This is a genomic window from Streptomyces sp. CBMA291 (assembly GCF_014596525.1).
Lineage (GTDB): Bacteria > Actinomycetota > Actinomycetes > Streptomycetales > Streptomycetaceae > Streptomyces.
Genome location: NZ_MSJP01000067.1, coordinates 60,754 through 86,334 on the forward strand (window position 1 = coordinate 60,754; position 25,581 = coordinate 86,334).

At 72.1% G+C, this 25,581-nt stretch carries 24 protein-coding genes and 1 pseudogene; 18 read left to right on the top strand and 7 right to left on the bottom strand.

From position 1 onward, the window contains the following. Positions 1 to 4: 4 nt before the first annotated feature. The 3 genes from BU197_RS17170 (at position 5) to BU197_RS17180 (ending at position 2,222) form a co-directional block, all read left to right on the top strand. Positions 5 to 1,390, top strand: a complete 1,386-nt coding sequence (locus BU197_RS17170) for an alpha/beta hydrolase (protein ID WP_317452195.1) — start codon at positions 5 to 7, stop codon at positions 1,388 to 1,390. A 40-nt stretch (positions 1,391 to 1,430) separates the two neighbouring features. Continuing rightward, positions 1,431 to 1,931, top strand: a complete 501-nt coding sequence (gene tsaE, locus BU197_RS17175) for a tRNA (adenosine(37)-N6)-threonylcarbamoyltransferase complex ATPase subunit type 1 TsaE (RefSeq protein WP_188269156.1) — start codon at positions 1,431 to 1,433, stop codon at positions 1,929 to 1,931. A 111-nt stretch (positions 1,932 to 2,042) separates the two neighbouring features. Continuing rightward, positions 2,043 to 2,222, top strand: coding sequence for a hypothetical protein (locus BU197_RS17180; RefSeq protein WP_188269157.1), 180 nt, complete (start codon positions 2,043 to 2,045; stop codon positions 2,220 to 2,222). Positions 2,223 to 2,328: 106 nt separating this feature from the next. Here the strand turns inward: BU197_RS17180 and BU197_RS17185 are convergent, their stop codons facing one another. Continuing rightward, positions 2,329 to 2,901 carry a hypothetical protein gene (locus BU197_RS17185; protein ID WP_317452194.1) on the bottom strand — a complete coding sequence of 191 codons (573 nt, stop codon included), beginning with the start codon at positions 2,899 to 2,901 and terminating at the stop codon, positions 2,329 to 2,331. A gap of 96 nt (positions 2,902 to 2,997) precedes the next feature. On the opposite strand from BU197_RS17185, the gene tsaB reads away from it, so the two are divergent. The 10 genes and pseudogenes from tsaB to BU197_RS17235 all read left to right on the top strand — a co-directional run bounded on the left by tsaB (position 2,998) and on the right by BU197_RS17235 (position 11,055). After that, positions 2,998 to 3,654 carry a tRNA (adenosine(37)-N6)-threonylcarbamoyltransferase complex dimerization subunit type 1 TsaB gene (tsaB, locus tag BU197_RS17190; protein ID WP_188269158.1) on the top strand — a complete coding sequence of 219 codons (657 nt, stop codon included), beginning with the start codon at positions 2,998 to 3,000 and terminating at the stop codon, positions 3,652 to 3,654. Positions 3,655 to 3,686: 32 nt separating this feature from the next. Continuing rightward, positions 3,687 to 4,160 (top strand): ribosomal protein S18-alanine N-acetyltransferase, encoded by a 474-nt coding sequence (gene rimI / locus BU197_RS17195; protein ID WP_188269201.1) that lies wholly within the window; start codon positions 3,687 to 3,689, stop codon positions 4,158 to 4,160. Further along, positions 4,150 to 5,259, top strand: coding sequence for a tRNA (adenosine(37)-N6)-threonylcarbamoyltransferase complex transferase subunit TsaD (gene tsaD, locus BU197_RS17200; RefSeq protein ID WP_188269159.1), 1,110 nt, complete (start codon positions 4,150 to 4,152; stop codon positions 5,257 to 5,259). Before rimI ends, tsaD begins: the two co-directional genes overlap by 11 nt. Positions 5,260 to 5,270: 11 nt before the next feature. Further along, on the top strand, positions 5,271 to 5,513 hold the full coding sequence (locus tag BU197_RS17205; RefSeq protein WP_188269202.1) for a hypothetical protein: 243 nt from the start codon (positions 5,271 to 5,273) through the stop codon (positions 5,511 to 5,513). A 104-nt stretch (positions 5,514 to 5,617) separates the two neighbouring features. Beyond that, a complete protein-coding gene (locus tag BU197_RS17210; protein ID WP_317452193.1) occupies positions 5,618 to 6,556 on the top strand; it encodes a polysaccharide deacetylase family protein in 939 nt (312 codons plus the stop codon). A gap of 146 nt (positions 6,557 to 6,702) precedes the next feature. Continuing rightward, the gene (locus BU197_RS17215; RefSeq protein ID WP_188269160.1) at positions 6,703 to 7,068 is read left to right on the top strand and encodes a YciI family protein; all 366 of its coding nucleotides are present in this window, start codon (positions 6,703 to 6,705) and stop codon (positions 7,066 to 7,068) included. Positions 7,069 to 7,099: 31 nt separating this feature from the next. Further along, positions 7,100 to 8,515 (top strand): RNA polymerase sigma factor, encoded by a 1,416-nt coding sequence (locus tag BU197_RS17220; RefSeq protein ID WP_188269161.1) that lies wholly within the window; start codon positions 7,100 to 7,102, stop codon positions 8,513 to 8,515. Positions 8,516 to 8,545: 30 nt separating this feature from the next. Next, a complete protein-coding gene (locus BU197_RS17225; RefSeq protein ID WP_223183285.1) occupies positions 8,546 to 9,055 on the top strand; it encodes a DUF6924 domain-containing protein in 510 nt (169 codons plus the stop codon). 31 nt (positions 9,056 to 9,086) lie between these two features. Then, positions 9,087 to 9,964 (top strand): annotated as a pseudogene (locus BU197_RS17230) (IS5 family transposase). 467 nt (positions 9,965 to 10,431) lie between these two features. Continuing rightward, positions 10,432 to 11,055 (top strand): hypothetical protein, encoded by a 624-nt coding sequence (locus tag BU197_RS17235; RefSeq protein ID WP_188269162.1) that lies wholly within the window; start codon positions 10,432 to 10,434, stop codon positions 11,053 to 11,055. Positions 11,056 to 11,300: 245 nt separating this feature from the next. Here the strand turns inward: BU197_RS17235 and BU197_RS17240 are convergent, their stop codons facing one another. After that, on the bottom strand, positions 11,301 to 12,482 hold the full coding sequence (locus BU197_RS17240) for a class I SAM-dependent methyltransferase (RefSeq protein ID WP_223183283.1): 1,182 nt from the start codon (positions 12,480 to 12,482) through the stop codon (positions 11,301 to 11,303). Between the two features lie 364 nt (positions 12,483 to 12,846). Here BU197_RS17240 and BU197_RS17245 point away from each other — a divergent pair, with 364 nt between their 5' ends. The 5 genes from BU197_RS17245 to BU197_RS31020 all read left to right on the top strand — a co-directional run bounded on the left by BU197_RS17245 (position 12,847) and on the right by BU197_RS31020 (position 20,037). Beyond that, on the top strand, positions 12,847 to 13,767 hold the full coding sequence (locus BU197_RS17245; protein WP_188269205.1) for a polysaccharide deacetylase family protein: 921 nt from the start codon (positions 12,847 to 12,849) through the stop codon (positions 13,765 to 13,767). Next, complete coding sequence (locus BU197_RS17250; protein ID WP_188269164.1) at positions 13,764 to 14,018, top strand: hypothetical protein; 255 nt, start codon at positions 13,764 to 13,766, stop codon at positions 14,016 to 14,018. The genes BU197_RS17245 and BU197_RS17250 overlap by 4 nt, the downstream gene beginning before the upstream one ends. A gap of 205 nt (positions 14,019 to 14,223) precedes the next feature. Beyond that, positions 14,224 to 14,532 (top strand): co-chaperone GroES, encoded by a 309-nt coding sequence (gene groES / locus BU197_RS17255; RefSeq protein WP_188269165.1) that lies wholly within the window; start codon positions 14,224 to 14,226, stop codon positions 14,530 to 14,532. A 101-nt stretch (positions 14,533 to 14,633) separates the two neighbouring features. Further along, positions 14,634 to 16,259: a chaperonin GroEL gene (groL, locus tag BU197_RS17260; protein WP_188269166.1), complete on the top strand. Its 1,626-nt coding sequence runs from the start codon at positions 14,634 to 14,636 to the stop codon at positions 16,257 to 16,259. Between the two features lie 247 nt (positions 16,260 to 16,506). Then, positions 16,507 to 20,037 (top strand): hypothetical protein, encoded by a 3,531-nt coding sequence (locus BU197_RS31020; protein ID WP_188269167.1) that lies wholly within the window; start codon positions 16,507 to 16,509, stop codon positions 20,035 to 20,037. On the opposite strand, the gene BU197_RS17270 is transcribed toward BU197_RS31020, so the two are convergent. The 5 genes from BU197_RS17270 to BU197_RS17290 all read right to left on the bottom strand — a co-directional run bounded on the left by BU197_RS17270 (position 19,974) and on the right by BU197_RS17290 (position 25,408). Then, positions 19,974 to 20,993 (bottom strand): hydroxyacid dehydrogenase, encoded by a 1,020-nt coding sequence (locus tag BU197_RS17270; RefSeq protein WP_188269168.1) that lies wholly within the window; start codon positions 20,991 to 20,993, stop codon positions 19,974 to 19,976. The two genes, BU197_RS31020 and BU197_RS17270, sit on opposite strands and share 64 nt — an antisense overlap. 17 nt (positions 20,994 to 21,010) lie before the next feature. After that, positions 21,011 to 21,865 (bottom strand): carbohydrate ABC transporter permease, encoded by an 855-nt coding sequence (locus BU197_RS17275; protein ID WP_188269169.1) that lies wholly within the window; start codon positions 21,863 to 21,865, stop codon positions 21,011 to 21,013. Next, positions 21,862 to 22,761, bottom strand: coding sequence for a carbohydrate ABC transporter permease (locus BU197_RS17280; RefSeq protein WP_188269170.1), 900 nt, complete (start codon positions 22,759 to 22,761; stop codon positions 21,862 to 21,864). Before BU197_RS17280 ends, BU197_RS17275 begins: the two co-directional genes overlap by 4 nt. A 4-nt stretch (positions 22,762 to 22,765) precedes the next feature. Beyond that, positions 22,766 to 24,082 carry an ABC transporter substrate-binding protein gene (locus BU197_RS17285; protein ID WP_188269171.1) on the bottom strand — a complete coding sequence of 439 codons (1,317 nt, stop codon included), beginning with the start codon at positions 24,080 to 24,082 and terminating at the stop codon, positions 22,766 to 22,768. 108 nt (positions 24,083 to 24,190) lie between these two features. After that, a complete protein-coding gene (locus BU197_RS17290; RefSeq protein WP_317452192.1) occupies positions 24,191 to 25,408 on the bottom strand; it encodes a substrate-binding domain-containing protein in 1,218 nt (405 codons plus the stop codon). Between the last annotated feature and the right edge of the window lie 173 nt (positions 25,409 to 25,581).

The window sequence follows — 25,581 nt, forward strand, 5'->3', positions numbered from 1 at the left end:
AACCGTGGGCGAGTCCAGTGGCACCGGTACGTGGCGGCGCGCCGGATTCGCCGGCGCCGCCCTCGGCGTGCTCGCGGCGGGCGCCGCCGCCGGAGTGGCCGTGGAACGGCTCACCGTGGGCCGCTCCGTACGCCGCAAGGCCCGGCTCGACCTCGACGCCACCGGGCCGTACGGGGGGCTGCGCGGAACCCCGGGCCGGGCACTCGCCGACGACTCGACCGTCTTGTATTACGAGGTCGACGAGGTCGACGAGGTCGGTGGGGCCGGTGGGACCGATGGGGCCGGTGGGGTCGACGGGGCCCGTGGGGTCGACAGGTTCGGTGGGGTCGGTGAGGTCGACAGGACCCGCGAGACCGGCGGGACCCATGGGACCGGCGGAGCCCACGAGGCCAGTGGGACCCATGAAACCGGCGGGGCCCACGAGGCCAGCGGGGCCCGCAGGACCAGTGGGACCGGTGGGACCGGCGGGACCGGTGGGGCCAGTGACCCCGACCTGGAGGCCCGTCGGCGGCGGCTCTTCGGGGACAGGCCCGCCCCGCCCCTCACCGTCGTCTTCAGTCACGGCTACTGCCTCAACCAGGACTCCTGGCACTTCCAGCGGGCCGCGCTGCGCGGGCTCGTCCGGACCGTCCACTGGGACCAGCGCGGTCACGGGCGCTCCGGGCAGGGCGTCTCGCAGGGCGGGCCCGACGGAGTGCCGGTCACCATGGACCGGCTGGGCCGCGACCTCAAGACCGTCCTGGACGCCGCCGCGCCCGAGGGGCCGCTGGTCCTGGTCGGGCATTCGATGGGCGGCATGACGGTGATGGCGCTCGCCGAGCGGTACCCGGAGTTCTTCCGCGAGCGGGTCGCGGGCGTCGCCTTCGTCGGCACCTCGGCGGGGAACCTCGGAGAGGTGTCGTACGGCCTCCCGGTCGCCGGGGTCAACGCGGTGCGCCGGGTCCTGCCGGGGGTGTTGCGGGCCCTCGGCACCCAGCCCGAGCTGGTCGAGCGGGGGCGCAGGGCGACCGCCGACCTGTTCGCCGGGCTCGTCAGGAAGTACTCGTTCGCGTCGAAGGACGTGGACCCGGCGGTGGCCCGGTTCGCCGAGCGGATGCTGGAGGCGACCCCGATCGACGTGGTCGCCGCCTTCTACCCGGCCTTCACCGAGCACGACAAGGCCGCCGCCCTCGCCATACTGGACGGGCTGCCGGTCCTCGCCCTCGCCGGTGACCACGACCTGGTGACACCCGGCTCGCACACCGAGGCCATCGCCGCCCTGCTGCCCGACGCGGAGCTGGTGATCGTCCCGGACGGGGGCCATCTGGTGATGCTTGAGCACCCGGAGGCGGTCACCGACCGGCTCGCGGAGCTGCTGGTGCGGGCGGGGGCGCTCCCCGTCGGCGACTGAGGGAACCGGCCGCTTTCCGGAACGGGCTAAGTTGGCCGGTATGGAAGCAGCGCACCCGCCCGTCTCCGGCGCCACCCTCTCCGTCGACTCCCCCGAGCGCATGACGGACCTCGGCCGTCGGCTCGCGAAGATCCTCCGCCCCGGCGACCTCGTCATGCTCACCGGCGAGCTGGGCGCGGGGAAGACCACCCTGACCCGGGGCCTCGGCGAGGGCCTGGGGGTGCGCGGGGCCGTGACCTCGCCCACCTTCGTCATCGCCCGGGTCCACCCCTCGCTGGTCGGCGGTCCGGCCCTGGTGCACGTGGACGCGTACCGGCTCGGCGGCGGTCTCGACGAGATGGAGGACCTCGATCTCGACGTGTCGCTGCCCGACTCCGTGGTGGTGGTCGAGTGGGGCGACGGCAAGGTCGAGGAGCTGACCGAGGACCGGCTGCACCTGCTGATCCACCGGGTGACCGGCGACACGGACGACGACCGGCGCACGGTCGAACTGCGCGGGATCGGGGCGCGCTGGGCCGACGAGGAACTGGGCGCGCTCTGACCGCTCCGGTAGATTCCGACAACGTGTCGGGAAGATGTTGCATCGGCCCCTCGCTCCGTGGTCACATGGAGGCACGAGCTGGTTAGGTGTACCTAACTACGGGAGGCATGCATGGCGACGCCGGAGCGCGCGGAACCCACGCCCGACCACGTCCCGATGAGCGAACTGCTGGCGTCCTGCGTGGCCGCCCGCACGCTCTCGACCCCGCCGCCGAGAACCGGGCCGGAGCGCCCCGGACACGGATACGGGAAGGGCCGCCCGGAGCCGGTGACACGGACCAGGGCGGCCTGAGGGGCGCGAGCACGGCCTTTACGGGGGCGCGAACGTGGCCCGAGGGGCGCGTGAGGGCCCGTAAGAGGGGCGCGCGAGGGGTGTGAGGGCGGGTCCGGGAGCCGCGTTACGCGACGACGACGACCTTCGCGCCGATCACCGCGAACGTCCACAGCGCGTCCCCGTCGGCCCGCTTCATGCGGATGCCGCCGGTCTTGCGCGCCGGGTCCGGGGCCGGCGTCGAGCCGTCGACCGCCGCGCTGAAGCCGATCGCCACGTCCTGCGCGACCGTGAACCGCACCACATGCTCGATCTGGACGCCGTCCGTGCCGCGGACCGTGCCCGAGCGGGACGTCACGTTGTACGCGCCGGGCCGCGGGTCCACCGTGCTCGGCATCACCGTGAACGTACGGCTCGCCTTGCCCTTCGCGTCGACCAGCCACACCCGGCGCTCGCCGAGCGCGTACACCACGCGCTCCCCGGTGCCCGAGGCCGCCGGGACGGCCGGGGGCTTCCCGGCCGAGGGCTTGGAGCCGCCGCTCGGCGAGACCGCGGGAGCGGCCGTCGTGGGCTTGGTGGAGGGCGCCGCCAGATCGGCGGGAGCGGGGACGGTGGCCGAGGCCTGGTAGGCGAGGAAGCAGACCGCGGCGACGCCCGCCGCCGTGAGCCCGGCCACGAATCCCGAGCTGCTCCGTGCCACCGTGCCCACCTTTCGTACGAACGTATCGAAGGGTGACGGTAGCAGCCGGGGGAGCGGGCGGCGGGGCACCGGGCCCGGGAGCCGTAGGCTGTTCGCGTGCTGTTGCTCGCCATGGATACCGCCACCCCCGCCGTCACCGTCGCCCTCCACGACGGGGAGACCGTCGTCGGCTCCTCGGAGCAGGTCGACGCCCGCCGTCACGGAGAGCTGCTGCTGCCCGCCGTCGACCGGGTCCTCAAGAAAGCCGGGCTGAGGCTCGACGCGGTCACCGGGATCGTCGTCGGCGTCGGCCCCGGCCCGTACACCGGGCTCCGGGTCGGTCTGGTCACCGCCGCCACCTTCGCCTCCGCGCTCGGGGTGCCCGTCCACGGTCTGTGCACCCTCGACGGCCTCGCGTACGCCTCCGGGATCGAGGGCCCCTTCGCCGTCGCGACCGACGCGCGCCGCAAGGAGGTCTACTGGGCGCGCTACGAGGACTCCCGCACCCGGGTGACCGACGCGGCCGTCGACCGGCCCGCCGACATCGCCGAGCGGCTCGCGGGGCTCCCCGTGGTCGGCGCGGGCGCCCGGCTCTACCCCGAGGCCTTCCCCGACGCCCGCGACCCCGAGCACCAGTCGGCCGCCGCGCTCGCCGCCCTCGCGGCGGAGCGCCTCGCGGCCGGCGGCGAGGGCTTCCTGGACCCGCGGCCGATGTACCTGCGCCGCCCCGACGCCCAGGTGCCGAAGAACTACAAGGTGGTCACCCCCAAGTGAGCGCCGCCGAGACCGGGGCCGTGCTGCGGGGGATGCGCTGGTGGGACATCGAGCCCGTGCTCGCCCTCGAAGCCGCGCTCTTCCCCGAGGACGCCTGGTCGGAGGGGATGTTCTGGTCGGAGCTGGCGCACGCCAGGGGGCCTCGGGCCACCCGTCACTACGTCGTGGCGGAGGACCCGGCCGACGGGCGGCTCGTCGGTTACGCGGGCCTCGCGGCGGCCGGCGGGCTCGGCGACGTGCAGACCATCGCCGTCGCCCGCGACCAGTGGGGCAGCGGGCTCGGCGCCCGGCTCCTCACCGATCTCCTCAAGGAAGCCACCGCCTTCGAGTGCGACGAGGTCCTGCTCGAAGTGCGCGTGGACAACACCCGGGCCCAGAAGCTCTACGAGCGCTTCGGCTTCGAGCCCATCGGTTTCCGGCGCGGCTACTACCAGCCGGGAAACGTGGACGCGCTCGTGATGCGACTGACCGTTCAAGGAACAGAGACTGATTCTGATGGCTGCTGACGAACCGCTCGTACTCGGCATCGAGACCTCCTGCGACGAGACCGGCGTCGGCATCGTCCACGGGACCACGCTCCTCGCGGACGCCATCGCGTCCAGCGTCGACACCCACGCGCGCTTCGGCGGCGTCGTGCCCGAGATCGCCTCCCGCGCCCATCTGGAGGCCATGGTCCCGACGATCGAGCGCGCCCTGAAGACGGCGGGCGTCTCCCCGAAGGACCTCGACGGCATCGCCGTCACCGCCGGCCCCGGCCTCGCGGGCGCGCTGCTCGTCGGCGTCTCGGCGGCCAAGGCGTACGCGTACGCCCTCGGCAAGCCGCTCTACGGCGTCAACCACCTCGCCTCGCACATCTGCGTCGACCAGCTGGAGCACGGCAAGCTGCCCGAGCCGACGATGGCCCTGCTCGTCTCCGGCGGGCACTCCTCGCTGCTGCTCTCCGCCGACATCACCTCCGATGTGCGCCCGATGGGCGCCACCATCGACGACGCGGCGGGCGAGGCCTTCGACAAGATCGCCCGGGTGCTCGACCTCGGCTTCCCCGGCGGACCGGTCATCGACCGGCTCGCCAGGGAGGGCGACCCGGCGGCCATCGCCTTCCCGCGCGGGCTGAGCGGCTCGAAGGACCCGGCGTACGACTTCTCCTTCTCCGGTCTGAAGACGGCCGTCGCCCGCTGGATCGAGGCCAAGCGCGCGGCGGGCGAGGACGTGCCCGTGCGGGACGTGGCCGCGTCCTTCCAGGAGGCCGTCGTCGACGTCCTCACCCGCAAGGCCGTCCGCGCCTGCAAGGACGAGGGTGTCGACCATCTGATGATCGGTGGCGGGGTCGCCGCCAACTCGCGGCTGCGGGCCCTCGCCCAGGAGCGCTGCGAGCGCGCCGGCATCCGGCTGCGGGTGCCCCGGCCCGGACTGTGCACGGACAACGGCGCGATGGTCGCCGCCCTCGGCTCCGAGATGGTCGCCCGCAACCGGGCCGCCTCCGACCTGGAACTCTCGGCGGACTCCTCGCTGCCGGTCACGGACCCGCACGTGCCGGGCGCCCACGCGCACACGCACGACCACGACCATGTGCACGAGGTCAGCAAGGAGAACCTGTACTCGTGAGGCTCACGCTCATGTGGGAGGCGCGGGCCGCCCGGGGCAGGGGCCCCGAACTCCTCGAATGGGCCAGGGCCCAGGTCCTCGCCGACGAGCCGCTGCGCCGCGAGATCTTCCGCGCCCCACAGGACCGGGTCCTCGTCCTGACCTGGTGGGAGACGGACGCCTTCGACACGGAACTGCCGGAACTGCCCGAGCCGGAGGCCTCGCTCATCACCCGTCCGGTGCACCGATGGCGCTTCGAGGCGGTCGACGACTAGGGGCGGCCCCCTGGGGGTGTCCCTTGTGAGGGTGCCCCCGTGAGGGTGGCCCCTGAGGCCCGTTAAGTCGGCCACACGTACGAATATCGAGCAACCATTCGATCGTGGTGTCCATCAGACACCGCGTGAAGAAGACGATCGCGCTCTGGGCGGCGCTGACCGCCGTGACCCTGCTGGTGACCGGCTGCACGGCGACGGCGGGGGCGGAAGCAGGGGCCGGAGCGGGGGCAGGGGCCTCCGGCGCGGCGACGCCGGGGTCCGAAGCGACGACCACCCCGACCGCCGCCGGTTCCACCACCGGCACCCCCACCGACTCCGCCGTCCCACCCGCCCCCGGGGCCCCGGGAAGCGCCGTCGCCTCCGAAGCCGCGTACCGCAAGTGGGGTCTCAAGCCCTTCGCGCCCGCGCCCGCCCCGCCCGCCGTCAAGCCGGTGCGGCGCCCGTCCGGCGGCCCGGTGCCGGTGATCAGCGAGATACCCACCACCGAGAAGATCGTCTTCATCACCATCGACGACGGCGCGGAGAAGGACCCCGCCTTCGTGGCGATGATGGCGGAGCTGAGGATCCCCGTCACCATGTTCCTCACCGACTCCGCCATACGGAGCGACTACGGCTACTTCGCCCCGCTCGTCGCCCAGGGCCACGGTCTCGCCAACCACACCCTCACCCACCCCGACCTGCGCACCCTCTCCCGGACGGCACAGCGCGAGGAGATCTGCGGCCAGCGGACCAGACTGGAGCAGCGGTACGGCACGGCCCCGCGCCTCTTCCGCCCGCCCTACGGCAACTGGAACGAGGACACGCGCGCGGCGGCCGGGGAATGCGGGGCGGACGCGATCGTGCTCTGGCGCGAGTCCATGCAGATCAAGAACATGCAGTACCAGCGCGGCGACCGGAAGCTGCGCCCCGGCGACATCATCCTGGCCCACTTCCGGGGCCCCGCCGAGCTGAAGGGCCGGACGATGACCGAGATGACGGCCACCATGCTGCGCCGTATCCAGGAACAGGGCTTCACGGTGGCGCGCCTGGAGGACTACGTCTGAGACGCCCCGCCGGAGGACCCGCCCGAGGGGCTCCGCCGGGGCGCGGGGAAATTTCTCCGGCGGGACTGTCGATGCGGGGCGGGCCCGTTCGACGTATGAGTGAGAGGCGGGGAACGGCCCCGCCACCGCACCCGCGAGGAGTCGTCATGCCCCGCTATCTGTCCCTGGTCCGCATCGAGGAGAACACGATCGACATGGCGGACGCCGATCCCGGCTTCCAGGAGCGCATGGGCGCGCTCTTCGAGGAGATCACCAAGGCGGGCGTCATGCTCGACACGGCGGGCCTCAAGCCGACCGCCGAGGCCAGCCGCCTCACCTGGTCGGGCGGGAAGGTCTCCGTCACGGACGGGCCGTTCACCGAGACCAAGGAGGTCGTCGGGGGGTACGCCCTGATGCAGTGCAAGGACCGGGCCGAGGCCATGGAGTGGTCCCGTCGCTTCCTGGCCGTCCACCCGCCGCACTGGACGGTGGGCCTCGAACTGCGCGAGGTCGAGGAGATGCCGGAGGGCTGACTCCGGGCCGTTGTCGGTGCCGTGTGCTGTCATGGGAGACGTGACGGCACACGGCACCGGCCAGGTGCGGAGCACCCTCGACACGGTCTTCCGGATGGAGTCCCCGCGGATCGTCGCCACGGCCGCGCGGATCGTCCGGGACGTCGGCATCGCCGAGGAGATCGCGCAGGACGTCCTCGTCGCCGCCCTCGAACAGTGGCCGGGGACGGGAGTCCCCGAGCGGCCGGGAGCCTGGCTGACGGCCGCCGCCAAGCATCGCGCCGTGGACCTCGTCCGACGGCGCGAGACGTACGCGAGAAAGCTCGCCGAGGTGGGCCGGACGCTCACGGAGGAGGCGTACGACCCCGAGCCGGCGGGCCCCGGCGACATCGACGACGACGTGCTGCGGCTGATCTTCACCACCTGCCATCCGGTGCTCTCGGCCGAGGCGCGCGCCGCGCTGACCCTGCGGCTCGTCGGCGGGCTGCGCACGGACGAGATCGCCCGCGCCTTCCTCGTCCCCGAGGCGACCGTCGCCGCGCGGATCACCCGGGCCAAGCGGGCGCTCGCGAGGGCGGGCGTGGAGTTCGAGGTGCCGTACGGGCAGGCGCGGGCCGCCCGGCTCGGCTCCGTCCTCGAAGTCGTCTATCTGATCTTCAACGAGGGGTACGCGGCGACGGCGGGCGACGATCTGCTGCGGCCGGGACTCTGCGAGGACGGACTGCGGCTCGCCCGGGTCCTCGCCGCCCTCGCCCCCGACGAGGGGGAGGCCCAGGGTCTGGCCGCCCTCCTGGAACTCCAGGCCTCCCGGACCGCCGCCCGCACCGGCCCCGACGGACGCCCGGTGCTCCTCGCCGACCAGGACCGCCGCCGCTGGGACCGGCTGCTGATCCGAAGGGGGTACGCGGCCCTGGCACGGGCCGGTGACGGACGCTCGTACGGCCCGTACGCCCTCCAGGCGGCGATCGCGGCCTGCCACGCACGGGCCGCCTCGTACGAGGAGACGGACTGGGAGACCATCGCCGCGCTCTACGGACGGCTCGGCACCCTGACGCCCTCCCCGGTCGTCGAACTGAACCGCGCGGTGGCCGTGTCGATGGCCCGGGGCCCGGCGGCGGCGCTCCCCCTGGTCGACGCCCTCACATCGGAACCGTCCCTGGCCCGCTACCACCTGCTCCCGAGCGTACGAGGCGACCTCCTGGCCCGCCTGGGCCGCCCGACGGAGGCCCGCACGGAATTCGAACGAGCGGCGGCGCTCACGCGCAACGAGAGCGAGCGGACCCTGCTGAGGGTCCGGGCACGGGAGGTGGGGGGTCCAGGCGGCGACGCGGCCGATGCTGCCGGCGCGGCTGGGGCCCCCGGTGCCGCCGATGTCCCTGGTGCCGCCGATGTCTCCGGTGCCCCTGGCATCCCCGATGGCCCTGGCGGCCCTAGGTCGTTTCCTCTGGATCACTCCCGAGGAAGCTGATTGTCGGTGCGGCGTGGGAGAGTCCTGTGCATGACGATGCCGGAGGGCCTTGAGCGAGTGCTGCCTGAGATCGTCGGACGCGACATGTTCGACGCTCTCGTCATCAGGACCGACTTCAGCGACGAAGAGTCGTGGACTGCGGTGGTCGGGGAGCTTCGCCGGCCGTGGGGGCCGGACGGCGAGTTTCCCGCACGGGTGCAGGTGGTCGACGCCCCCAATTGGTCGGGAGCGATAGCTGATGAGGTTCTTGCCGCGGTGGACGATGACGAATACCTGAGTGTCGTCTTCGTCGCCGACTGTCACACGATGCAGTCGCCGACGCGGGCGCTGCTGGCTCTGTCGACGGTCTGGGAGGACGAGGGTGACCTTGATCCCGTCTACTACCAGGAACTCGTCGAGTCGCCGGAGCCCCGGGAGTTCCGGGCCGCGCCCGCCGCGGTGCACTCGGTCCATGTGAACGTGACGCTCGGCAACATGGGCTTCGCCGAATTCGCCACGGCCGCTTCCGCAGAGCCTGATCAGGTCCTGCGGCCCGTCTGACGGGTGCAACGGGCAGCCGTTGCCTTGGAAGGTGCGGGTCGTTCGTCGGGGCGTGTCGTTGAGTAATGCGCAGTGGGCGCGGATCGAGCCGTTGTTGCCGGATCGGACGCCGAGGCGGGGTGGGCGCTGGCGGGATCACCGGCAGGTGATCGACGCGATCGTGTTCAAGTACCGCACCGGGATCCCCTGGACGGATCTGCCCGAGCACTTCGGTTCGTGGAAGGGCGTCCACAACAGGCTGCGAAAGTGGGCGGCCGACGGCACCTGGAAGAGTGTCTTCACCGCGTTGCTCGCCCAGGCCGACGCCCAGGCCGACGCCGAGGGCGATCTCGACTGGGTCGTCGCGGTCGACTCCACCGTCGTTCGTGCTCACCAGCACGCGGCCGGAGCCCGCAAAAGGGGGCGCTGGCCGGCGAGCCGGACCACCATGCGCTTGGACGTTCTCGTGGAGGGCTAACGACGAAGATCCACTTGGCGGCAGACAGCCGATGCCGTCCTCTGGCCTTCGTCATCACGCCCGGCCAGGCTGGTGACGCCCCTGCATTCCCCGAGGTGATGGCGAAGGTCCGGGTGCCCCGTCCGGTCGGCAGGCCACGGACGACGCCTCATGTGGTCCTCGCGGACAAGGCGTACTCATCCCGCGCGATCCGCACCTACCTGCGGCGCCGTGGGATCCGGGCGGTGATCCCCCAGCCCATCGACCAGACTGCGAACCGCAAACGGCTCGGCCGTCGTGGTGGGCGCCCTCCAGCTTTCGAGCGCGAAGCATACAAACAGCGGAACACCGTCGAACGGTGCATCAACAAGATCAAGCAATGGCGCGGCCTGGCCACCCGCTACGACAAGACCGCCACCATCTACCTCGCCGCCCTCCACCTCACAGGCATCTTCATCTGGTCAGCGAGGTGATCCAGAAGAAACGGCCTAGTGCCCCTGGTGCCCCTGGAGTCCCCGGCGTCTCTGGCACCCCCGATACGTCCGGCGATTCCAGCGGCCCCGGGCCCCGGCGATCCCGGGCACCGGTAACTCCGGGCACGAGTAACTCCGGCTGCTCGCAACCTCGGACGCCGACGACCCGGGACCCTGGAAACCTCAGACACCGGCGACCTGGGTCTTGAGGACCTGGGCCTTGAGGACCGGGGACCTCGGGACCCCGGGACCCCGGGACCCCGGAAACCCAGAGTCTGGGACCTCGGCGACTCCGGCCCTCCGAAGCCCCGGTCACCCGTACCCTCGCCCCTCGCCCACCCGCCCATCCGCCCATCCGCACTCTTGCCCCCTCGCCCACCCGTCCCCCCGGAAGCCGCCCCGGAGCGCAACCCCCCTGACCTGGCGGCCCTCTGATGAGGCGTCCGGATTCCCTTAGGGTGCTTGGCATGTCCCCGCGTACTCCGCTTCCGCCGCCGCCCCCGCCCGCCGAGCTTCGGAGCTGGCCCGACCGGGACGCGCTGCTCGCCGACCGGGCGCGGGCCCTCGACGAGCTGGGGCGCCGGCTGCTCGGCGGCGGCAGGCTCGCGCTGTTCCTGCTCTGGTTCCTCCTGCTCGAACTGGGCTGGTCGCTCATCGGCGTCCTGATCATCGCCCTCGGCTTGCCCCTGGTCGACCCGTTCTCCGTCGTCTTCGGGGTCGTCACCACGGCGTTGGGCATCGGGATACTCGTCCCGGCCGTCTGGCTGACGGTCCGCAGCCTGCGGCAGGACCGGACCGTCCGCGAGCGCCTCGCGCAGTGGGCGGCCCTCGACCGGCACGGCCCGACGGACGCCCGGCTGCGCGCCCCCGCCCTCAGCGCCTGCTGGTTCCTGCTCTCCAGCCTGCTGTGCGGTCTCGGCCTCTGGACGGGCTTCGCGGTCCCGGCGGGCGCGACCCACGAGGACGGCTACGGCCTGGTCGTCTACGGCATGGGCGCCGCCCTGATCCTCTGGATCACCGGACTGACCGGCCTGGCGAAGGCCGTCGGGCACTACCGCCTGGCGGTCCGCCTCTCGCCCCGGCCGCGCTGAGCCCCTGGCCGCACTGGACCCTTCGGCCGCACCGAACCCTCCAGCCGACTGAACATCGGCCGCCCCGAGCCAGGCCGCACTGAGCCCCGGCCGCACCGGGCCCCGGCCGCACCGAACCCTCCAGCCGACTGAACATCGGCCGCCCCGAGCCAGGCCGCACTGAGCCCCGGCCGCACCGGGCCCCGGCCGCACCGGGCCCCGCCGCGTCACCGCTCAGGCCGCACCGGGCCCCGCCGCGTCACCGCTCAGCCCTTCGCCGGTCGGCCGATCAGCATCGTGGGGGCGCCCGCGACCCGGGTGAGCAGGACCGTCGCCGCGTTCGGGCCCTTCGGCTTCACCTTGCGGCGGATCTCCTCGGGCTCCACGGCCGAGCCCCGCTTCTTCACCGTCAGGTTGCCGACCTCCCGTTCCCGCAGCAGCGCCTTCAGCTTCTTCAGGTTGAAGGGGAGTTCGTCGGTGATCTCGTAGGCGGCGGCGTACGGCGTCGGCAGGAGCGCGTCCGCCGTCACATAGGCGATCGTCGGATCGATCAGACCGCCGTCGACCTCCTGCGCGAACTCGGCGACCAGATGCGCGCGGATGACGGCGCCGTCCGGCTCGTACAGATAGCGGCCGAGCGGGCGGACCGCCGGGTCGGGGAGCCCCCGGCCGGTCAGCGCGGCGCCGGACGGCAGCAGGGTGGCGCGGCGGGCGCCCGGCTCCGTACCGAACCACAGCACGGCCTCCTTGACGTCTCCGCCGTCGGAGATCCACTCGGCCTCGGCGTCCTCGGGAACGGCCTCGTGGGGGATGCCCGGGGCGACCTTCAGGGCCGCGTGCGGGGCCTTGCGGGCGGCCTCCACGGCCCAGGAGAGCGGCGGGGAGTACGCCTCGGGGTCGAAGATCCGGCCGCGTCCGCCGCGCCGGGCCGGGTCGACGAAGACGGCGTCGTACGGGGTGGTGTCGATGTCGGCGACGTCCGCGCAGCGCACCTCGACGAGGTCGGCGAGGCCGAGCGCCTCGGCGTTCGCGCGGGCGACGGCGGCGGTCAGCGGGTCGCGGTCGACGGCGAGGACGGAGATCCCGGCGCGGGCGAGCGCGATCGCGTCGCCGCCGATCCCGGAGCAGAGGTCGGCGACGCTCCGGACGCCGAGTGCCTTCAGACGGGTGGCCCGGTGGGTGCCGACGGCGGCGCGGGTCGACTGCTCGACGCCGTGGGGCGTGAAGTACATGCGGTACGCGTCCGCGCCGAACTTCGCCACCGCCCGCTGCCGCAGCCGCGCCTGTCCGACGGCCGCCGTGACCAGCTCGGCGGGGTGGTCGCGGCGCAGCCGGGAGACGACCGCCAGTTCCTGGGCGGGGTCGTGGTCGCGCAGGGCGGCCAGCAGGGTCTGGCCCTCGGGGCCGAGCAGCGGGGCGAAGGAGTCGAGATCGGTCACCCGTCCCATTGTGGTCCCTGCGGGGGAGAGGGACGGCCGGGGTGGTGTGGGGGCGGGGTGACCGGTGGGGCGGGTGACCCGTGGGGCGGCGCGTTCCCAGGGGTGGCCCCAGGGACCCCGAGGGTCGGCCCAGGTCGCCAGGTCGCCAGGTCCCCAAGGGACCAGAACCCCAGGCGTCCCCAAGGGTGACCCCAGGAACGCCCCCGAGAAGGCGCAGGCGGCGGCCCCGCCCCGGAGTCTGTGGGCCGCCCGGGGGACGAGGGCGGCCGGCCGGGGGACGGCGGCGGCGGTACGGCGGTGTCGCGGGCCCGCCCGCACCCCCGCGCTGACAGGATGCGGCGCCATACCGCTCGTACGACAAAAGGAATAGATGATGACACAAGGTGTCCACCGTTCCGCGCGGGCGCTCGCCGCCGCCCTCGTCGTCGCCGCCCTCGCCTCCGCCGCCGCTGCCTGCTCCGGCGGCACCGGACCGGCAGGCGGCGCGCCCGGTCCCGCCGCCGCGCGGCAGGCCAAGGAACGGAGCGCCGCCGGAGCGCTCGACACCTACGTCGAGAAGGTCCGCGAGCAGCGGTCCGCCCGTGTCGCCGCCGCCAGGAAATGGGGCCTCGCCCGGCCCCCGCTCGACGCGCCCGCCCCGCCCGCCGCCAAACCGGAGATCACCACCCGCAAGGGCTTCGAGACCGACGGGGACGACCTCCCGCCGGTCTTCACCACCGTCCCCACCGACCAGAAGGTCGTCTTCCTGACCATCGACGACGGCGCCGAGAAGGACCCCGACCTGCTGCGGATGATGAACGACCTCCGCATCCCGTACAGCGCCTTCCTCAGCGACTACGTCGTCAGCGAGAACTACGGCTACTTCAGCCGGATGCAGAAGTCCGAGGAGGGCGGGATCGCGCTCCACAACCACACCCTCCACCACCGCTACCTCCCCGGACTCTCGTACGACGAGCAGCACCACGAGATCTGCGGCATGCAGGACATCATGGAGAAGCGTTTCGGCAAGCGCCCGCCGCTCTTCCGCCCGCCCTACGGCAACTACAACGAGGACACCCTGCGCGCCGCGAAGAGCTGCGGCGTCAAGGCGGTGCCGCTCTGGGCCGCCGAAGCCTTCCCCGACCACATGGAGTGGCGCGAGTGGGACCGGGACCTGCACCCCGGCGACATCGTCCTCACCCACTTCCGGGGCAAGGAGGAGTGGAAGGGCACCATGCCGGACATGATCCGCCATGTGATGGACGTGATCACGGCCAAGGGATACGCCGTGGCGAAGCTGGAGGACTACGTGTGAGACGCGCACGCCGCACGGGCGGGCGCCCTCCCCGGAACGGGCCTCGGGCCCGGCGCCCGCTCGCCGTGCCGCCGCGCGCCACCGTGCTCCTCGCCGCCGCGCTCCTCGCCCTGACCGGCTGCGCCTCGACCGTGGACTCCCTCGAACGGCTCGGCCGCAAGGCCGTCGAGCGGATCGGAACGGGACCCGCGCACGGCACCGGGCAGCGCCCGCCCACGGCGGCGGGCACGGGGGCCGCCGGGACGCGCTGAACCCCGTACCGGAGCCGCCACGGAGTGAGGAACTGGCACTCCGCTTGACCGAGTGCTAATCGCGGTCATAGTCTCGGCTCTGGCACTCCCCGTTGGAGAGTGCCAACACAGCGACGGGCAGGTCCGGCACCCGCGACGACGGATCCACCTGGTCGCCACCTCAGACAGTTAACCCCGTGAGATCTCCGAAGGGGGAGGTCGGATCGTGACGACCACCAGCTCCAAGGTTGCCATCAAGCCGCTCGAGGACCGCATTGTGGTCCAGCCGCTCGACGCCGAGCAGACCACCGCCTCCGGCCTGGTCATCCCGGACACCGCCAAGGAGAAGCCCCAGGAGGGCGTCGTCCTGGCCGTGGGCCCGGGTCGCTTCGAGAACGGCGATCGTCTGCCGCTCGACGTCCAGACCGGCGACATCGTGCTGTACAGCAAGTACGGCGGCACCGAGGTGAAGTACAACGGCGAGGAGTACCTCGTCCTCTCGGCTCGCGACGTGCTCGCGATCGTCGAGAAGTAATTCACCCGAAGCAGATGCTTTGAGCTGCGCCCCGGGCCCTTACCGGGCACCGGGGCGCTGTTCGTTCCACACCAGTTTTCCGAGAGGGCTGAACCGCTCCCATGGCGAAGATCCTGAAGTTCGACGAGGACGCCCGTCGCGCCCTTGAGCGCGGCGTCAACAAGCTTGCCGACACGGTGAAGGTGACGATCGGCCCCAAGGGCCGCAACGTCGTCATCGACAAGAAGTTCGGTGCCCCCACCATCACCAACGACGGTGTCACGATCGCCCGCGAGGTCGAGATCGAGGACCCGTACGAGAACCTCGGCGCCCAGCTGGTGAAGGAGGTGGCGACCAAGACCAACGACATCGCGGGTGACGGCACCACCACCGCCACCGTGCTCGCCCAGGCCCTGGTTCGCGAGGGTCTGCGCAACGTCGCCGCCGGTGCCTCCCCGGCCGCCCTGAAGAAGGGCATCGACGCCGCCGTCAAGGCCGTCTCCGAGGACCTCCTGGCCACCGCGCGCCCGATCGAGGACAAGTCCGACATCGCCGCCGTCGCCGCGCTCTCCGCGCAGGACCAGCAGGTCGGCGAGCTGATCGCCGAGGCCATGGACAAGGTCGGCAAGGACGGTGTCATCACCGTCGAGGAGTCGAACACCTTCGGCCTGGAGCTCGACTTCACCGAGGGCATGGCCTTCGACAAGGGCTACCTCTCCCCGTACATGGTCACCGACCAGGAGCGTATGGAGGCCGTCCTCGACGACCCGTACATCCTGATCAACCAGGGCAAGATCTCCTCGATCCAGGACCTGCTGCCCATCCTGGAGAAGGTCATCCAGGCCGGCGCCAGCAAGCCGCTCCTGATCATCGCCGAGGACATCGAGGGCGAGGCCCTCTCGACCCTCGTCGTCAACAAGATCCGCGGCACGTTCAACGCCGTGGCCGTCAAGGCCCCCGGCTTCGGCGACCGCCGCAAGGCGATGCTCGGCGACATGGCCACCCTCACCGGTGCCACCGTCATCGCCGAGGAGGTCGGCCTCAAGCTCGACCAGGCCGGTCTGGACGTGCTCGGCACCGCCCGCCGCGTCACCATCACCAAGGACGACACCACCATCGTCGACGGTGGCGGCAACTCCGAGGACGTGCAGGGCCGCGTCAACCAGATCAAGGCCGAGATCGAGTCCACGGACTCCGACTGGGACCGCGAGAAGCTCCAGGAGCGCCTCGCGAAGCTGGCCGGCGGCGTGTGCGTGATCAAGGTCGGCGCCGCCACCGAGGTGGAGCTGAAGGAGAAGAAGCACCGTCTGGAGGACGCCATCTCCGCGACCCGCGCCGCGGTCGAGGAGGGCATCGTCTCCGGTGGTGGCTCCGCGCTCGTCCACGCCGTGAAGATCCTTGAGGACAACCTCGGCAAGACCGGCGACGAGGCCACGGGTGTCGCGGTCGTCCGCCGCGCCGCCGTCGAGCCGCTGCGCTGGATCGCCGAGAACGCCGGCCTTGAGGGCTACGTCATCACCTCGAAGGTCGCGGAGCTGGACAAGGGCCAGGGCTTCAACGCCGCCACCGGCGAGTACGGCGACCTGGTCAAGGCCGGCGTCATCGACCCGGTCAAGGTGACGCGCTCCGCCCTGGAGAACGCCGCCTCCATCGCCTCCCTCCTGCTCACCACCGAGACCCTCGTGGTGGAGAAGAAGGAAGAGGAGCCGGCGGAGCACGGCCACGGCGGCCACGGGCACTCGCACTGAGTCCCTTGACGCCTGACGTGTCGGGCGCCTGACGCCTGATCGTCCGACGCGCCTGACGCGCCTGACAGCGGGGCCCGGTACTCCCTTACGGGGGAGCACCGGGCCCCGCTGCGTTTCCCCGCTTTCGTACGGGGCAGGCGAGGCCTTCGTACGGGGAAGACGACGCCTTCGTACGGGGGCAGGCGACCGCCCTCCCGAAGCCCCTGATCGGCCTTCTCCGCCCTCCTGTACCTGGCAGCATGGGGGCGTGGACCGGGGGATCAGCGTCGACAACGACGGCACGGGCGTCGTGGTGATCGGCGACAACAACACGGTGGGGCCGGGGGCGGAACGGGCGGTCGGCTCGGCGTACCGCACGCAGCTCCTCCGCCTCGCCCCGCCCGAACTCGTCGACCGCGAGACGGAACTCGCCGAACTCGCCGACTTCTGCCGCACCGGACGCGGCTACCGCTGGTGGCGGGCGGACGCGTGGGCCGGGAAGTCGGCGCTCATGTCCTGGCTCGCCCTCCATCCCCCCGAGGGCGTACGGATCGTCCCCTTCTTCGTCACCGCCCGCCTCGGCGCCCAGAACGACGTCGTCGCCTATGTGGACGTCGTCCTCGAACAGCTCGCCCACCTCGCGGGCGAGGGCCTTCCCGCCCTGCTGACCGCCGCCACCCGCGAGGCCCATCTGCTGCGCCTGTACGAGACGGCGGCCGATACCTGCGCCCGGCGCGGCGAGCGGCTCGTCCTCCTCGTCGACGGCCTCGACGAGGACCGGGGCCTGACGACGGGACCCGAGGCCCACTCGATCGCCGCGCTCCTCCCGTACAGCCGCCCCGACCTCCCGGTCCTCGTCTCCGGGCGGCTCAACCCGCCGCTTCCCGCCGACGTCCCCGAGGGCCATCCGCTCCGCGACCCGGCGACCGTCCGGATCCTCGCCCCCTCCCCGAGGGCCCGCGTGATCCGGTACGAGGCCGAGCGGGAGCTGAAGAGCCTGCTGACCGGCGGCGGACTGACGTACGAACTCCTCGCCCTGCTCACGGCGGCGGGCGGCGGACTGACCGCCGACGACCTCGCCGAACTGACCGGCGAAATCCCCTATCAGGTCCGCGACGTGCTGCGCACGGGCCCCGGACGCACGTTCGCGCTGCGCGGCGGGGCGTATCTGCTCGCCCACGAGGAACTGGCCGTCGCCGCGCGGGAGATGCTGGGCCACCGCGAACTGGAGCGGTGCCGGGAGACCCTGCGGGGCTGGGCGGAGGAATGGCGCGCCCGCGACTGGCCCGCCGGGTCCCCCGCCTATCTGCTGCACGGCTGGTTCCCGATGCTCCGCGAGACCGGCGACCTGGACGGGATGCTGACCTGCGCCCTGGACGGGCCCCGGCACGAACGGCTCCTGGAGGAGACGGGAGGCATCGGCGGGGCGTTGGCGGAGATCCGCGCGACGGGCGAGGCGGTGCTTGAACGGGGGGACGGGGAGGCCCTGGTGGCGACCATGCTGCGGCTCGCCTTTCGACGGAGCGAGCTGAGCTGGAGCGCCCGCGAGATCCCGGCGGAACTCGCGGCCTGCTGGGCGGCTGCCGGGCAGGTGGAACGGGCGGTGGCGATGGTGCGGAGGGAGGACCGGGTCGCGACCGGCCGGGGGTTGTGCGTCGTCGGGCTGCGGCTGATCGAGTGGGGGGATCGCGCGCGTGCCGAGGAGCTTGCCGTGGAAGCCGAAGGGCTCTTCTACGGGGAGAGCAATGTCCACGAGCGGCGCAACCTGTGCGACAGCCTGGTGAGGCTGCTCCTGGCCCTGGGGCACCGGGACCGGGCGGAGCGCGCGTACGAACGGATCGACGCACTGACGAACTTCGGCAAGGTGGTGCCCCACCTGGTCGCGGCGCGGTGTGCGGCGGGGGAGTACGACCGGGCGGCCGCGCTCGCCCGCGCCGAACCCGACAGCGACCTGAGCACACGGATGACGGAGACGGTCGTCCGGGCCCTGCTCGCGGCACACTTTCCGGACCGTGCCGAGGCGGTGGTACGGGAAGCGGCGGTGGCGCGTCCGGCACTGCGTCCGGCGCTGCTGCTCGATGCCTCCCGGGCGTGGGGGGACGCAGGCCGGGTGGAACAGGGCGGGCTGTTTCTGGCCGAGGCGTTGGCGGAGCTGGCCGATGGAGTGGACCGGGCCGGCGGGGACAGCACGGTACGGGCGCTGGCCGCCGCAGGCGCCTTCGACTGCTTGGACGCCTTGCTGGCCACCTCTGAGAGGGAGCCGGAGTACTGGGGCGATGCCCTTGCCCGGGGCGGAGCTTGGGACCGGGCGCGCGCCGCCGCCGAGTCGGCCCCGAGGTACATGGAGAGCCAGATCCGGCAAACGATCGCTCGGGAAATGCTGAACGCCGGACTCCTGGAAGAAGCCGAAAAAGCTACGCTGGAAGCTCCGTACTCGCTCCTCTGGGGAGCGCTTGCGGCGGCGCACCTCCGCGCGGGGGAGCTGGACCGGGTCGGGGCGCTGCGCGCCCGCCCGGATACCTGGTGGGACATCGAGGTACACGCGGCCTACGCGAAGGCCCTGTGCGCCGCGGGTCGCCGCGCGGAGGCGATGGCCCTGCTGGTCGGCGGGCCGTCCGACTCCGGGATCGGCATCGGCATCGCGGACGCCCTGCTCGACGCCGGTGAGCAGGCCGCCGCCGTCGAACTGCTCACCTCGCTGGAGCGCCGGCTGCGGGTTCCCCGCCCGAGGCCCCTGGCCTGGAGCATGCTGTCGCTGGCCGCCTGCCTGCTCGGCGACGGGTCCGGAGCGGCGAAGGCCGAGGATCTGCTCGCCTCGGTGCGGCGCCACAGAGGCCTGGACGAGGACGATCCCCTGCACGCCACGGTGCTCCTGGCTCGCGGGCAGCGGGACCGGGCGGAGGAACTGGCCTGGCAGGAGGAGAACGCCTGGACACGGGAGCGATGGCTGGTCAAGGTCCTGCAAGCGCGGCTCGCGGCGGGGGAGTACACGGCTGTGGCCCGGCTCGGGGCGCGGGCAGCGGACGAACTGCTCTCCGCAGCGGACGAACTGCTCTCCGCAGCGGTGCGGGGGCTCGTGGAGGCGGGAGCCTGGGAGGAGGCACTGCCGCTCCTGGAGGAGGCGGGCGGTTTCGAGGAGTGGCGACTGTCGGCCGTGATGGCGACGGGTCTCGCTCGGGCGGGCCGCGTGGCCGAGGCGGCCCGATGGCTGCGGAAGCCCGAGCAGGTCATGAGCCGGGGCCTGATCATGCTCGTCCTGGTGGACGTCACCCGCGCCTATCTCACGCTGGGGCGACATGAGGAGGCCGTACGGCTGGTGGAGCGCGCGCGGGTCGAGATGCGGGATTGGGACGGCAATACGTTTGAGACCGCCGTCGCCCGTGCCCTCGTCCTGCTGGGCTCGTACGAGGAAGCGGTCGACTACGTCCGGGAGACGGCCTCGCTGGACGCGGGCAGCGCCCTGATCTCCGTAGCGGAGCAGCTGATCACCGAGAAGGAGTACGAGCAGGCGCTCACTCTCCTCGGCGAGCTGAACACGATCGGGCAGCCGCGCGCGGCCCTCTACACCAAGCTCGCCCTCGTCCACCCCCACCCGCAGACCGCCCGGGAGTGCGCCGCCCGCGCCCTGCACCTGGGCGACTGGAGGGAGGACCTCCCGGCCGTCCTCCACTGCGCCCCCGAGACCGTCCCCCTCCTCGTAGCCGAAGGCGAACGTCTCCGCGGCCTCCTGGCCCGTTACGCCGAACGGGACAAGTCCGACACCCGTACCTCCTCCACGAACGCCTCCCCCCGTACGTAACGCTCGACCTCTCCCAGCGCCTGGTCCGTCATGCGGTGGAGTTCGTTGCCCAGGGAACCGGCCACATGGGGGGTGAGGAGGACGTTCGGGAGGGTGTAGAGGGGGGAGTCCGGGGCCGGGATTTCCGGGTCCGTGACGTCGAGGATCGCGTGGAGGCGGCCCGAGACGAGGTGGGGGAGGAGGGCTTCCTCGTCGATCAGGGAGCCCCGGGAGGTGTTGATCAGGGTCGCCCCGTCCGGCATCGCCGCCAGCCGCTCCGCGTCGATCATGCGGTACGTGGCGGGGAGTTGCGGCGCGTGGACGGAGACGACCGAGCTGCGGGCGCACAGTTCGTCGAGGGTGACGAGGGTGACGCCGGGCGGCGGGGACGTCACGTACGGGTCGTACAGGAGGACGTCGAGGTCGAAGGGGGCGAGTAGTTCGATGACCCGGCGGCCGATGCGGGAGGCGCCCACGATGCCGACGGTGCGCCGGTAGTTGCCCCAGTCGGCGGCTTCGGCGAGCCAGGGGGGTGCGGCGCCGAGTTCCGCGTACTGCCGGGCGGATTCGAGGACCCGCTTCCCGGCGAAGAGGATCGCGGCGAGGGTGTATTCGGCGACGGGCAGCGCGTTGGCCCCTGCGGCCGAGGTGACGCGCAGGCCCCGCTCCCAGCAGGCGTCGGTGATGTGGTGCTTGACCGAACCCGCCGCGTGGATGACGGCCTTGAGGCGCGGGGCGCGGTCGAGGACCTCGGCGGTGAGCGGGGTCGCGCCCCAGCAGGTGAGGAGGATCTCGGCCTCGGCGAGGGCGGCGGCGACGCGTTCGTCGGGCCTGTTCAGGTCGTGGGCGACCAGGTGCGGATCGGTGCGGGTGAGCGCGCCGAGGCGGGCGCGGTGGGTGTCGTCGAAGAGGCGGTCGGCGACGCCCTCGCCCATGGCGAGGAGGAGGGACGGCCGATTGTCAGTGGTCGGGTGCATCGTGGTACCTGGCTTCCTCACTTGACGCTGCCGGCGGTCATTCCGGCCTTCCAGTGGCGCTGGAGGGAGACGAAGGCGACGACGAGGGGGACGACGGCGAGGAGGGAGCCGGTGACGACGAGGGGGTAGAAGTCGGGTTCGGCGTGGGCGTTGCTGTTCCACGCGTACAGGCCGAGGCTCAGCGGGTAGAGCTTCTGGTCCGAGAGCATCACCAGGGGGAGGAAGAAGTTGTTCCAGATGGCGGTGAACTGGAAGAGGAAGACGGTCACGAAGCCGGGCATGACCATGCGCAGGCCGATGGACCAGAAGACGCGCAGCTCGCTCGCCCCGTCGATACGGGCGGCTTCCAGGGCCTCGTCGGGGAGGTAGCCGGCGCAGAACACCCGGGACAGGTAGACGCCGAAGGGGTTGACGAGGACGGGGATGAAGACGGCCCAGTAGGTGTTGACGATGCCGACCTCGCTGGCGAGGAGGTACATCGGCAGGGCGAGCGCGGTGGTGGGGACGAGCACGCCCAGCAGGACGAGGCCGAAGAGCTTCTCCTTGCCCCGGAAGTCGTAGACGTGGAAGGCGTATCCGGCGGCGACGCTGACGAGCGAGCAGACCAGGGCGCCGATCCCGGCGTACAGGAGGCTGTTGGCGTACCAGTGGAAGTAGATGCCGTCGTTGTACGAGGCGAGCCGGGAGAGGTTGCCGCCGAGGTCGAAGCCGTCGAAGGAGAAGGCGTTTCCGGCGAGCAGTCCACCGGCGTCCTTGGTGGCGGCGGTGACCAGCCAGACCAGCGGGAAGAGCATGTAGACGACGGCCAGGACGAGGGCGCCGTTGACGGCCGCCTTGGAGAGCCAGCGGTTCGCGGGGCGGGAGCCGTTCACGCGGTGCGCTCCTTCCGGGCGGCCCGGCGGCCGTTCAGCCGTGTCACTCCGAAGGAGAGCAGGGCCGCCGTCAGGGCGAGGAGGACGGAGGCCGCGGCGGCGAGTCCGTAGTCGTTGCGGTCGAAGGCCGCGGTGTAGGCGTACATGTTCGGCGTCCAGGTGGAGGTGACGGCGGAGCCGGTGCCCTTGTTGAGGATCAGCGGTTCGGTGAAGAGCTGGAGCGAACCGATGACGGTGAAGAGGGCGACCATCGTGAGGGAGGCCTTGACCAGCGGGACCTTGATGGCGAAGGCGATCCGCCAGGCGCCCGCGCCGTCGACGGTGGCCGCTTCGAGGACGGACCGGTCGATGGCCTGGAGGGCCGCGTAGAAGATGACCATGTTGTAGCCGAGCCACTCCCACAGCGCGATGTTGACGACGGAGGGGAGGGCGCCTTCGGGGGAGAAGAAGTCGAAGCCGATTCCTCCGCTCTCCATGGCCTGGACGACCGGGCTGAGCTGGGGCGTGTAGAGGTACACCCAGATCAGGGCAGCGATGATGCCGGGGACCGCGTGCGGCAGGAACAGCGCGAGCTGAAAGAAGCGGCGGGCGCGGGCGAGCGCCGAGTCGAGCAGGAGGGCGAGGCCGAGGGCCCCGGCGAGCAGCAGCGGGATGTAGAACAGGCAGTAGCCGAGGAGGACGACGAAGCCCTCGCGGAAAGCCCGGTCACCCAGCGCCGCCGTGTAGTTGTCGAGGCCGCTGAAGACGGTCTCGGCGCCGCCGAAGCCCAGTCCCGACTGCTTCTCGGTGAAGAGGCTGAGCCAGACCGCGTATCCGATCGGCACCACCATCACGGCGAGGAACAGGACGAAGAACGGGGTCAGCAGGATCGTGGCGGCGCGGGTGCGGGCCTTCATTCGGTCAGCCCTCTACCTTCAGGCCGCGCTTGGTCAGCTCCGCGACGGTGGCGTCGTGACCGGCCTTGATCGCGTCGGCGATGCCGGGACCACCCTGGGTGATCTTGCCGAAGTTGTCCTTGATGGTGGTGTTGGTGGTGCCGGTGGTCGGTCCCCAGGCCCAGTTGGGGCTGATGGAGGCACCGGCGGCCTCGAAGAGGGCGTAGATGTCCTGGCCGCCGTAGTAGCCGGCGTCGAAGGCCTTCTTGGCGGCGGGCCGCAGGGCGGTGGCGGCCGGGAAGGCGGAGGAAGTGCCGGAGGCGATGCGGGCCTTGATGCCTTCCTCGGTGGTGGTCATCCACTTGGCGAAGGTGACGGCGGCGGCCTTCTGCTTGCTGCCCTTGGTCACGGCGAAGGAGGTGCCGCCGAGCATGCCGCTGGCGGGCTTGCCGTCCCAGCTGGGCATGGGGGCCACGGCCCACTTGCCGTCCTGCTCGGGGAGGGTTCCCTTGAGGACGCCCGCGCCCCAGGACGCGCCGAGGTAGCCGATGGTGGAGCCGTTCTTGAGGGAGCCGGTCCACTCGGGGCTGAAGGAGGCGTTCTTGTGGACGAGCCCGGCGTCGAGGAGGCCCTGCCAGTAGGCGGTGACCTTGGTGGTGGCGGCGTCCGTGGTGTCGACCTTCCAGGTCTCGTCCTCGGCCTTGAACCACTGGGCCCCGGCCTGCCAGGCCATGGCCTCGAAGGTGGTCGGGTCGTCCGGGAAGAAGGTGGCGATACGGGCCTTGGCGTCGGCCTTCTTGACCTGCTCGGCGGCCTTCTTGAACTCGTCCCAGGTGGTGGGGACCTGGACCTTGTACTTCTCGAAGAGGTCCTTGCGGTAGAAGAAGGCCTGGGGGGAGGCGTCGAAGGGGACGGCCCAGGTCTTGCCGCCGAGGGTGGTGAGCTCGACGGTCTGCGGGAGCAGCTTGGCACGGTCGGCCTCGGTGAACTCGCCGCCGATGTCCTGGAGGGCGCCCGAGCTGACGAACTCGGGGAGCGAGGAGTACTCGATGGAGACGAGGTCGGGGGCGTTTCCGGCCTTGACGGCGTTGGAGATCTTGGCGTAGCCGCCCGCCGTGCCGGAGGGGATCTCCTCGAACTTCACCTTGATGTCGGTGTGCGAGGCGTTGAAGGCGTCGACGACGTCCTTGGAGCCCTTGGCCCAGCCCCAGAAGGTGAGGTTGACGGGCTCGTCCGACTTCTTCGCTGTGTCGTCACCGCTGCCGCCGCACGCCGTGAGCACGGCGAGGGCGGCGGCGGTGCCGGCTATGACACGGGACGTTCTGCTCCAACTGAGAGTCACGGCACGGCTCCTCTGGGCGGTCTTGGGAGGTTGTGGGCGTGATCCTGTGTCCGTTTATGACCGAAGTCAAGAGCGAAAGATTGTTTGATCGAAAAAAGATCAGTTCGATCAGCGGCGGAGGTCGGGCGTGTCGGCCCCCGCGACCCTGTTCGCACCAGCGGCCGGGGAAGGGTTCGCGGAGGGGTTCGTGACCCCGCCCGTGACCCCGCCCGTGACCCCGCTCGCGACCCCGCCCGTACCGGCCCCGGCCGCCCCGCAGGACTCCCGTACGCGCAGCCTCGGCAGCAGTCCGAGATGGCGCCGCGCCGCGTCCTCGCCGGGCCGCTCCGTGAGCCGCTCAAGCAGGAGTTCGGCCGCGTGCCGCCCCACCTGGCGCTTCGGCGGGGCCACCGCCGTCAGCGGGATGTCCGCGAGGGCCGCCACCTCGTCGTCGTACGCGATGAGCGCCAGGTCCTGCGGCACCCGCACGCCCAGCTGGGCCAGGCGCTGCACGACCTCGATCGCGTCCACGTCGTTGTGCACGAGCGCCGCGCTCGTCAGCCCCGAGCGGACCGCGTCGTGCAGCGTCCGCACCGCGCGCTCGAACCCCTCCGGATCCGCCTCCGCCGACACGGAGTCGACGACCGGCCGGGGCTCCGCGAGGCCCAGCGTCTTCAGCGCGTCGGCGTATCCGGCGCGCACGGCGAGCGCGGTGGGGGAGTCGAGCCGGGCCACGAGCAGCGGCGTCGCGTGCCCGAGGGAGAGCAGATGGCGCAGGGCGAGCAGCACGCCGTGGCCGTGGTCGGACGAGACCCGGTCCAGGCCGTCGAGCGGGCTGCCGGGCTCGGCCGTGCGCTCCAGGAGCACGGCGGGCACGGGCAGTTCCGCGAGCCAGTCGCCGTACGCGGGCCGGTCCTCGGTCCCGCGCCAGCCCGGCGCGACGAGCACGCCCTCCGCGCCCGCCGCGAGCAGCCCCTCGGTCCGGGCCCTGTCCTCCTCCGGCCGGTAGTCCGAGATCCGCAGCACGAGCCGGGCGCCGGCCCGCGCCGCCGCCTCGTGCGCCCCCTGGATGACCTCGGCGAAGTAGTACGTGGCGGAGGGCGCGAGCAGGCCGATGACCAGGCCTTCGGCGGGCCGCGCGCCCTCGCCGCCGCCCTGCCGCTCCGGCCAGGACACCTGGCCGTGCACCCGGTCGAGCAGCCCGCGCCCGGCCAGGAGTTCGACGTCCCTGCGGGCGGTGACGGGGGAGACCCCGAGCCGTTCGGCCAGTTCGGAGACGCGGGCGGTGCCGCGCTCGCGCACCAGGGCCAGCAGTCGGTCGTGTCGGTCGGCAGCACTCTCGCGCACGCGCAGTTCCCCCTCGCGGTGGTGGTGGTCCTCCGACCTTAGTTCACTCCCCCCTGCGAATGATCGAAAGAAAGGAGTTTCGATCATTCGCTCGGATTCTCTTGACGTTCGATCGGAGTTTGTTCAGGATTCCCGACGACGCCGATGTCACCGCAGGGAGCCCAGGGAGCATC

Coding starts and splice junctions, on each gene's coding strand:
- BU197_RS17215 (WP_188269160.1), top strand. CDS start 6,703: ATGCCCCGCTATCTGTCCCTGGTCCGCATCGAGGAGAACACGATCGAC.
- BU197_RS17245 (WP_188269205.1), top strand. CDS start 12,847: ATGACACAAGGTGTCCACCGTTCCGCGCGGGCGCTCGCCGCCGCCCTC.
- BU197_RS17180 (WP_188269157.1), top strand. CDS start 2,043: ATGGCGACGCCGGAGCGCGCGGAACCCACGCCCGACCACGTCCCGATG.
- BU197_RS17205 (WP_188269202.1), top strand. CDS start 5,271: ATGTGGGAGGCGCGGGCCGCCCGGGGCAGGGGCCCCGAACTCCTCGAA.
- BU197_RS17225 (WP_223183285.1), top strand. CDS start 8,546: ATGACGATGCCGGAGGGCCTTGAGCGAGTGCTGCCTGAGATCGTCGGA.
- BU197_RS17270 (WP_188269168.1), bottom strand. CDS start 20,993: ATGCACCCGACCACTGACAATCGGCCGTCCCTCCTCCTCGCCATGGGC.
- BU197_RS17220 (WP_188269161.1), top strand. CDS start 7,100: ATGGGAGACGTGACGGCACACGGCACCGGCCAGGTGCGGAGCACCCTC.
- tsaE (WP_188269156.1), top strand. CDS start 1,431: ATGGAAGCAGCGCACCCGCCCGTCTCCGGCGCCACCCTCTCCGTCGAC.
- groL (WP_188269166.1), top strand. CDS start 14,634: ATGGCGAAGATCCTGAAGTTCGACGAGGACGCCCGTCGCGCCCTTGAG.
- tsaD (WP_188269159.1), top strand. CDS start 4,150: ATGGCTGCTGACGAACCGCTCGTACTCGGCATCGAGACCTCCTGCGAC.
- BU197_RS17280 (WP_188269170.1), bottom strand. CDS start 22,761: ATGAAGGCCCGCACCCGCGCCGCCACGATCCTGCTGACCCCGTTCTTC.
- rimI (WP_188269201.1), top strand. CDS start 3,687: ATGCGCTGGTGGGACATCGAGCCCGTGCTCGCCCTCGAAGCCGCGCTC.
- BU197_RS17235 (WP_188269162.1), top strand. CDS start 10,432: ATGTCCCCGCGTACTCCGCTTCCGCCGCCGCCCCCGCCCGCCGAGCTT.
- BU197_RS17240 (WP_223183283.1), bottom strand. CDS start 12,482: ATGGGACGGGTGACCGATCTCGACTCCTTCGCCCCGCTGCTCGGCCCC.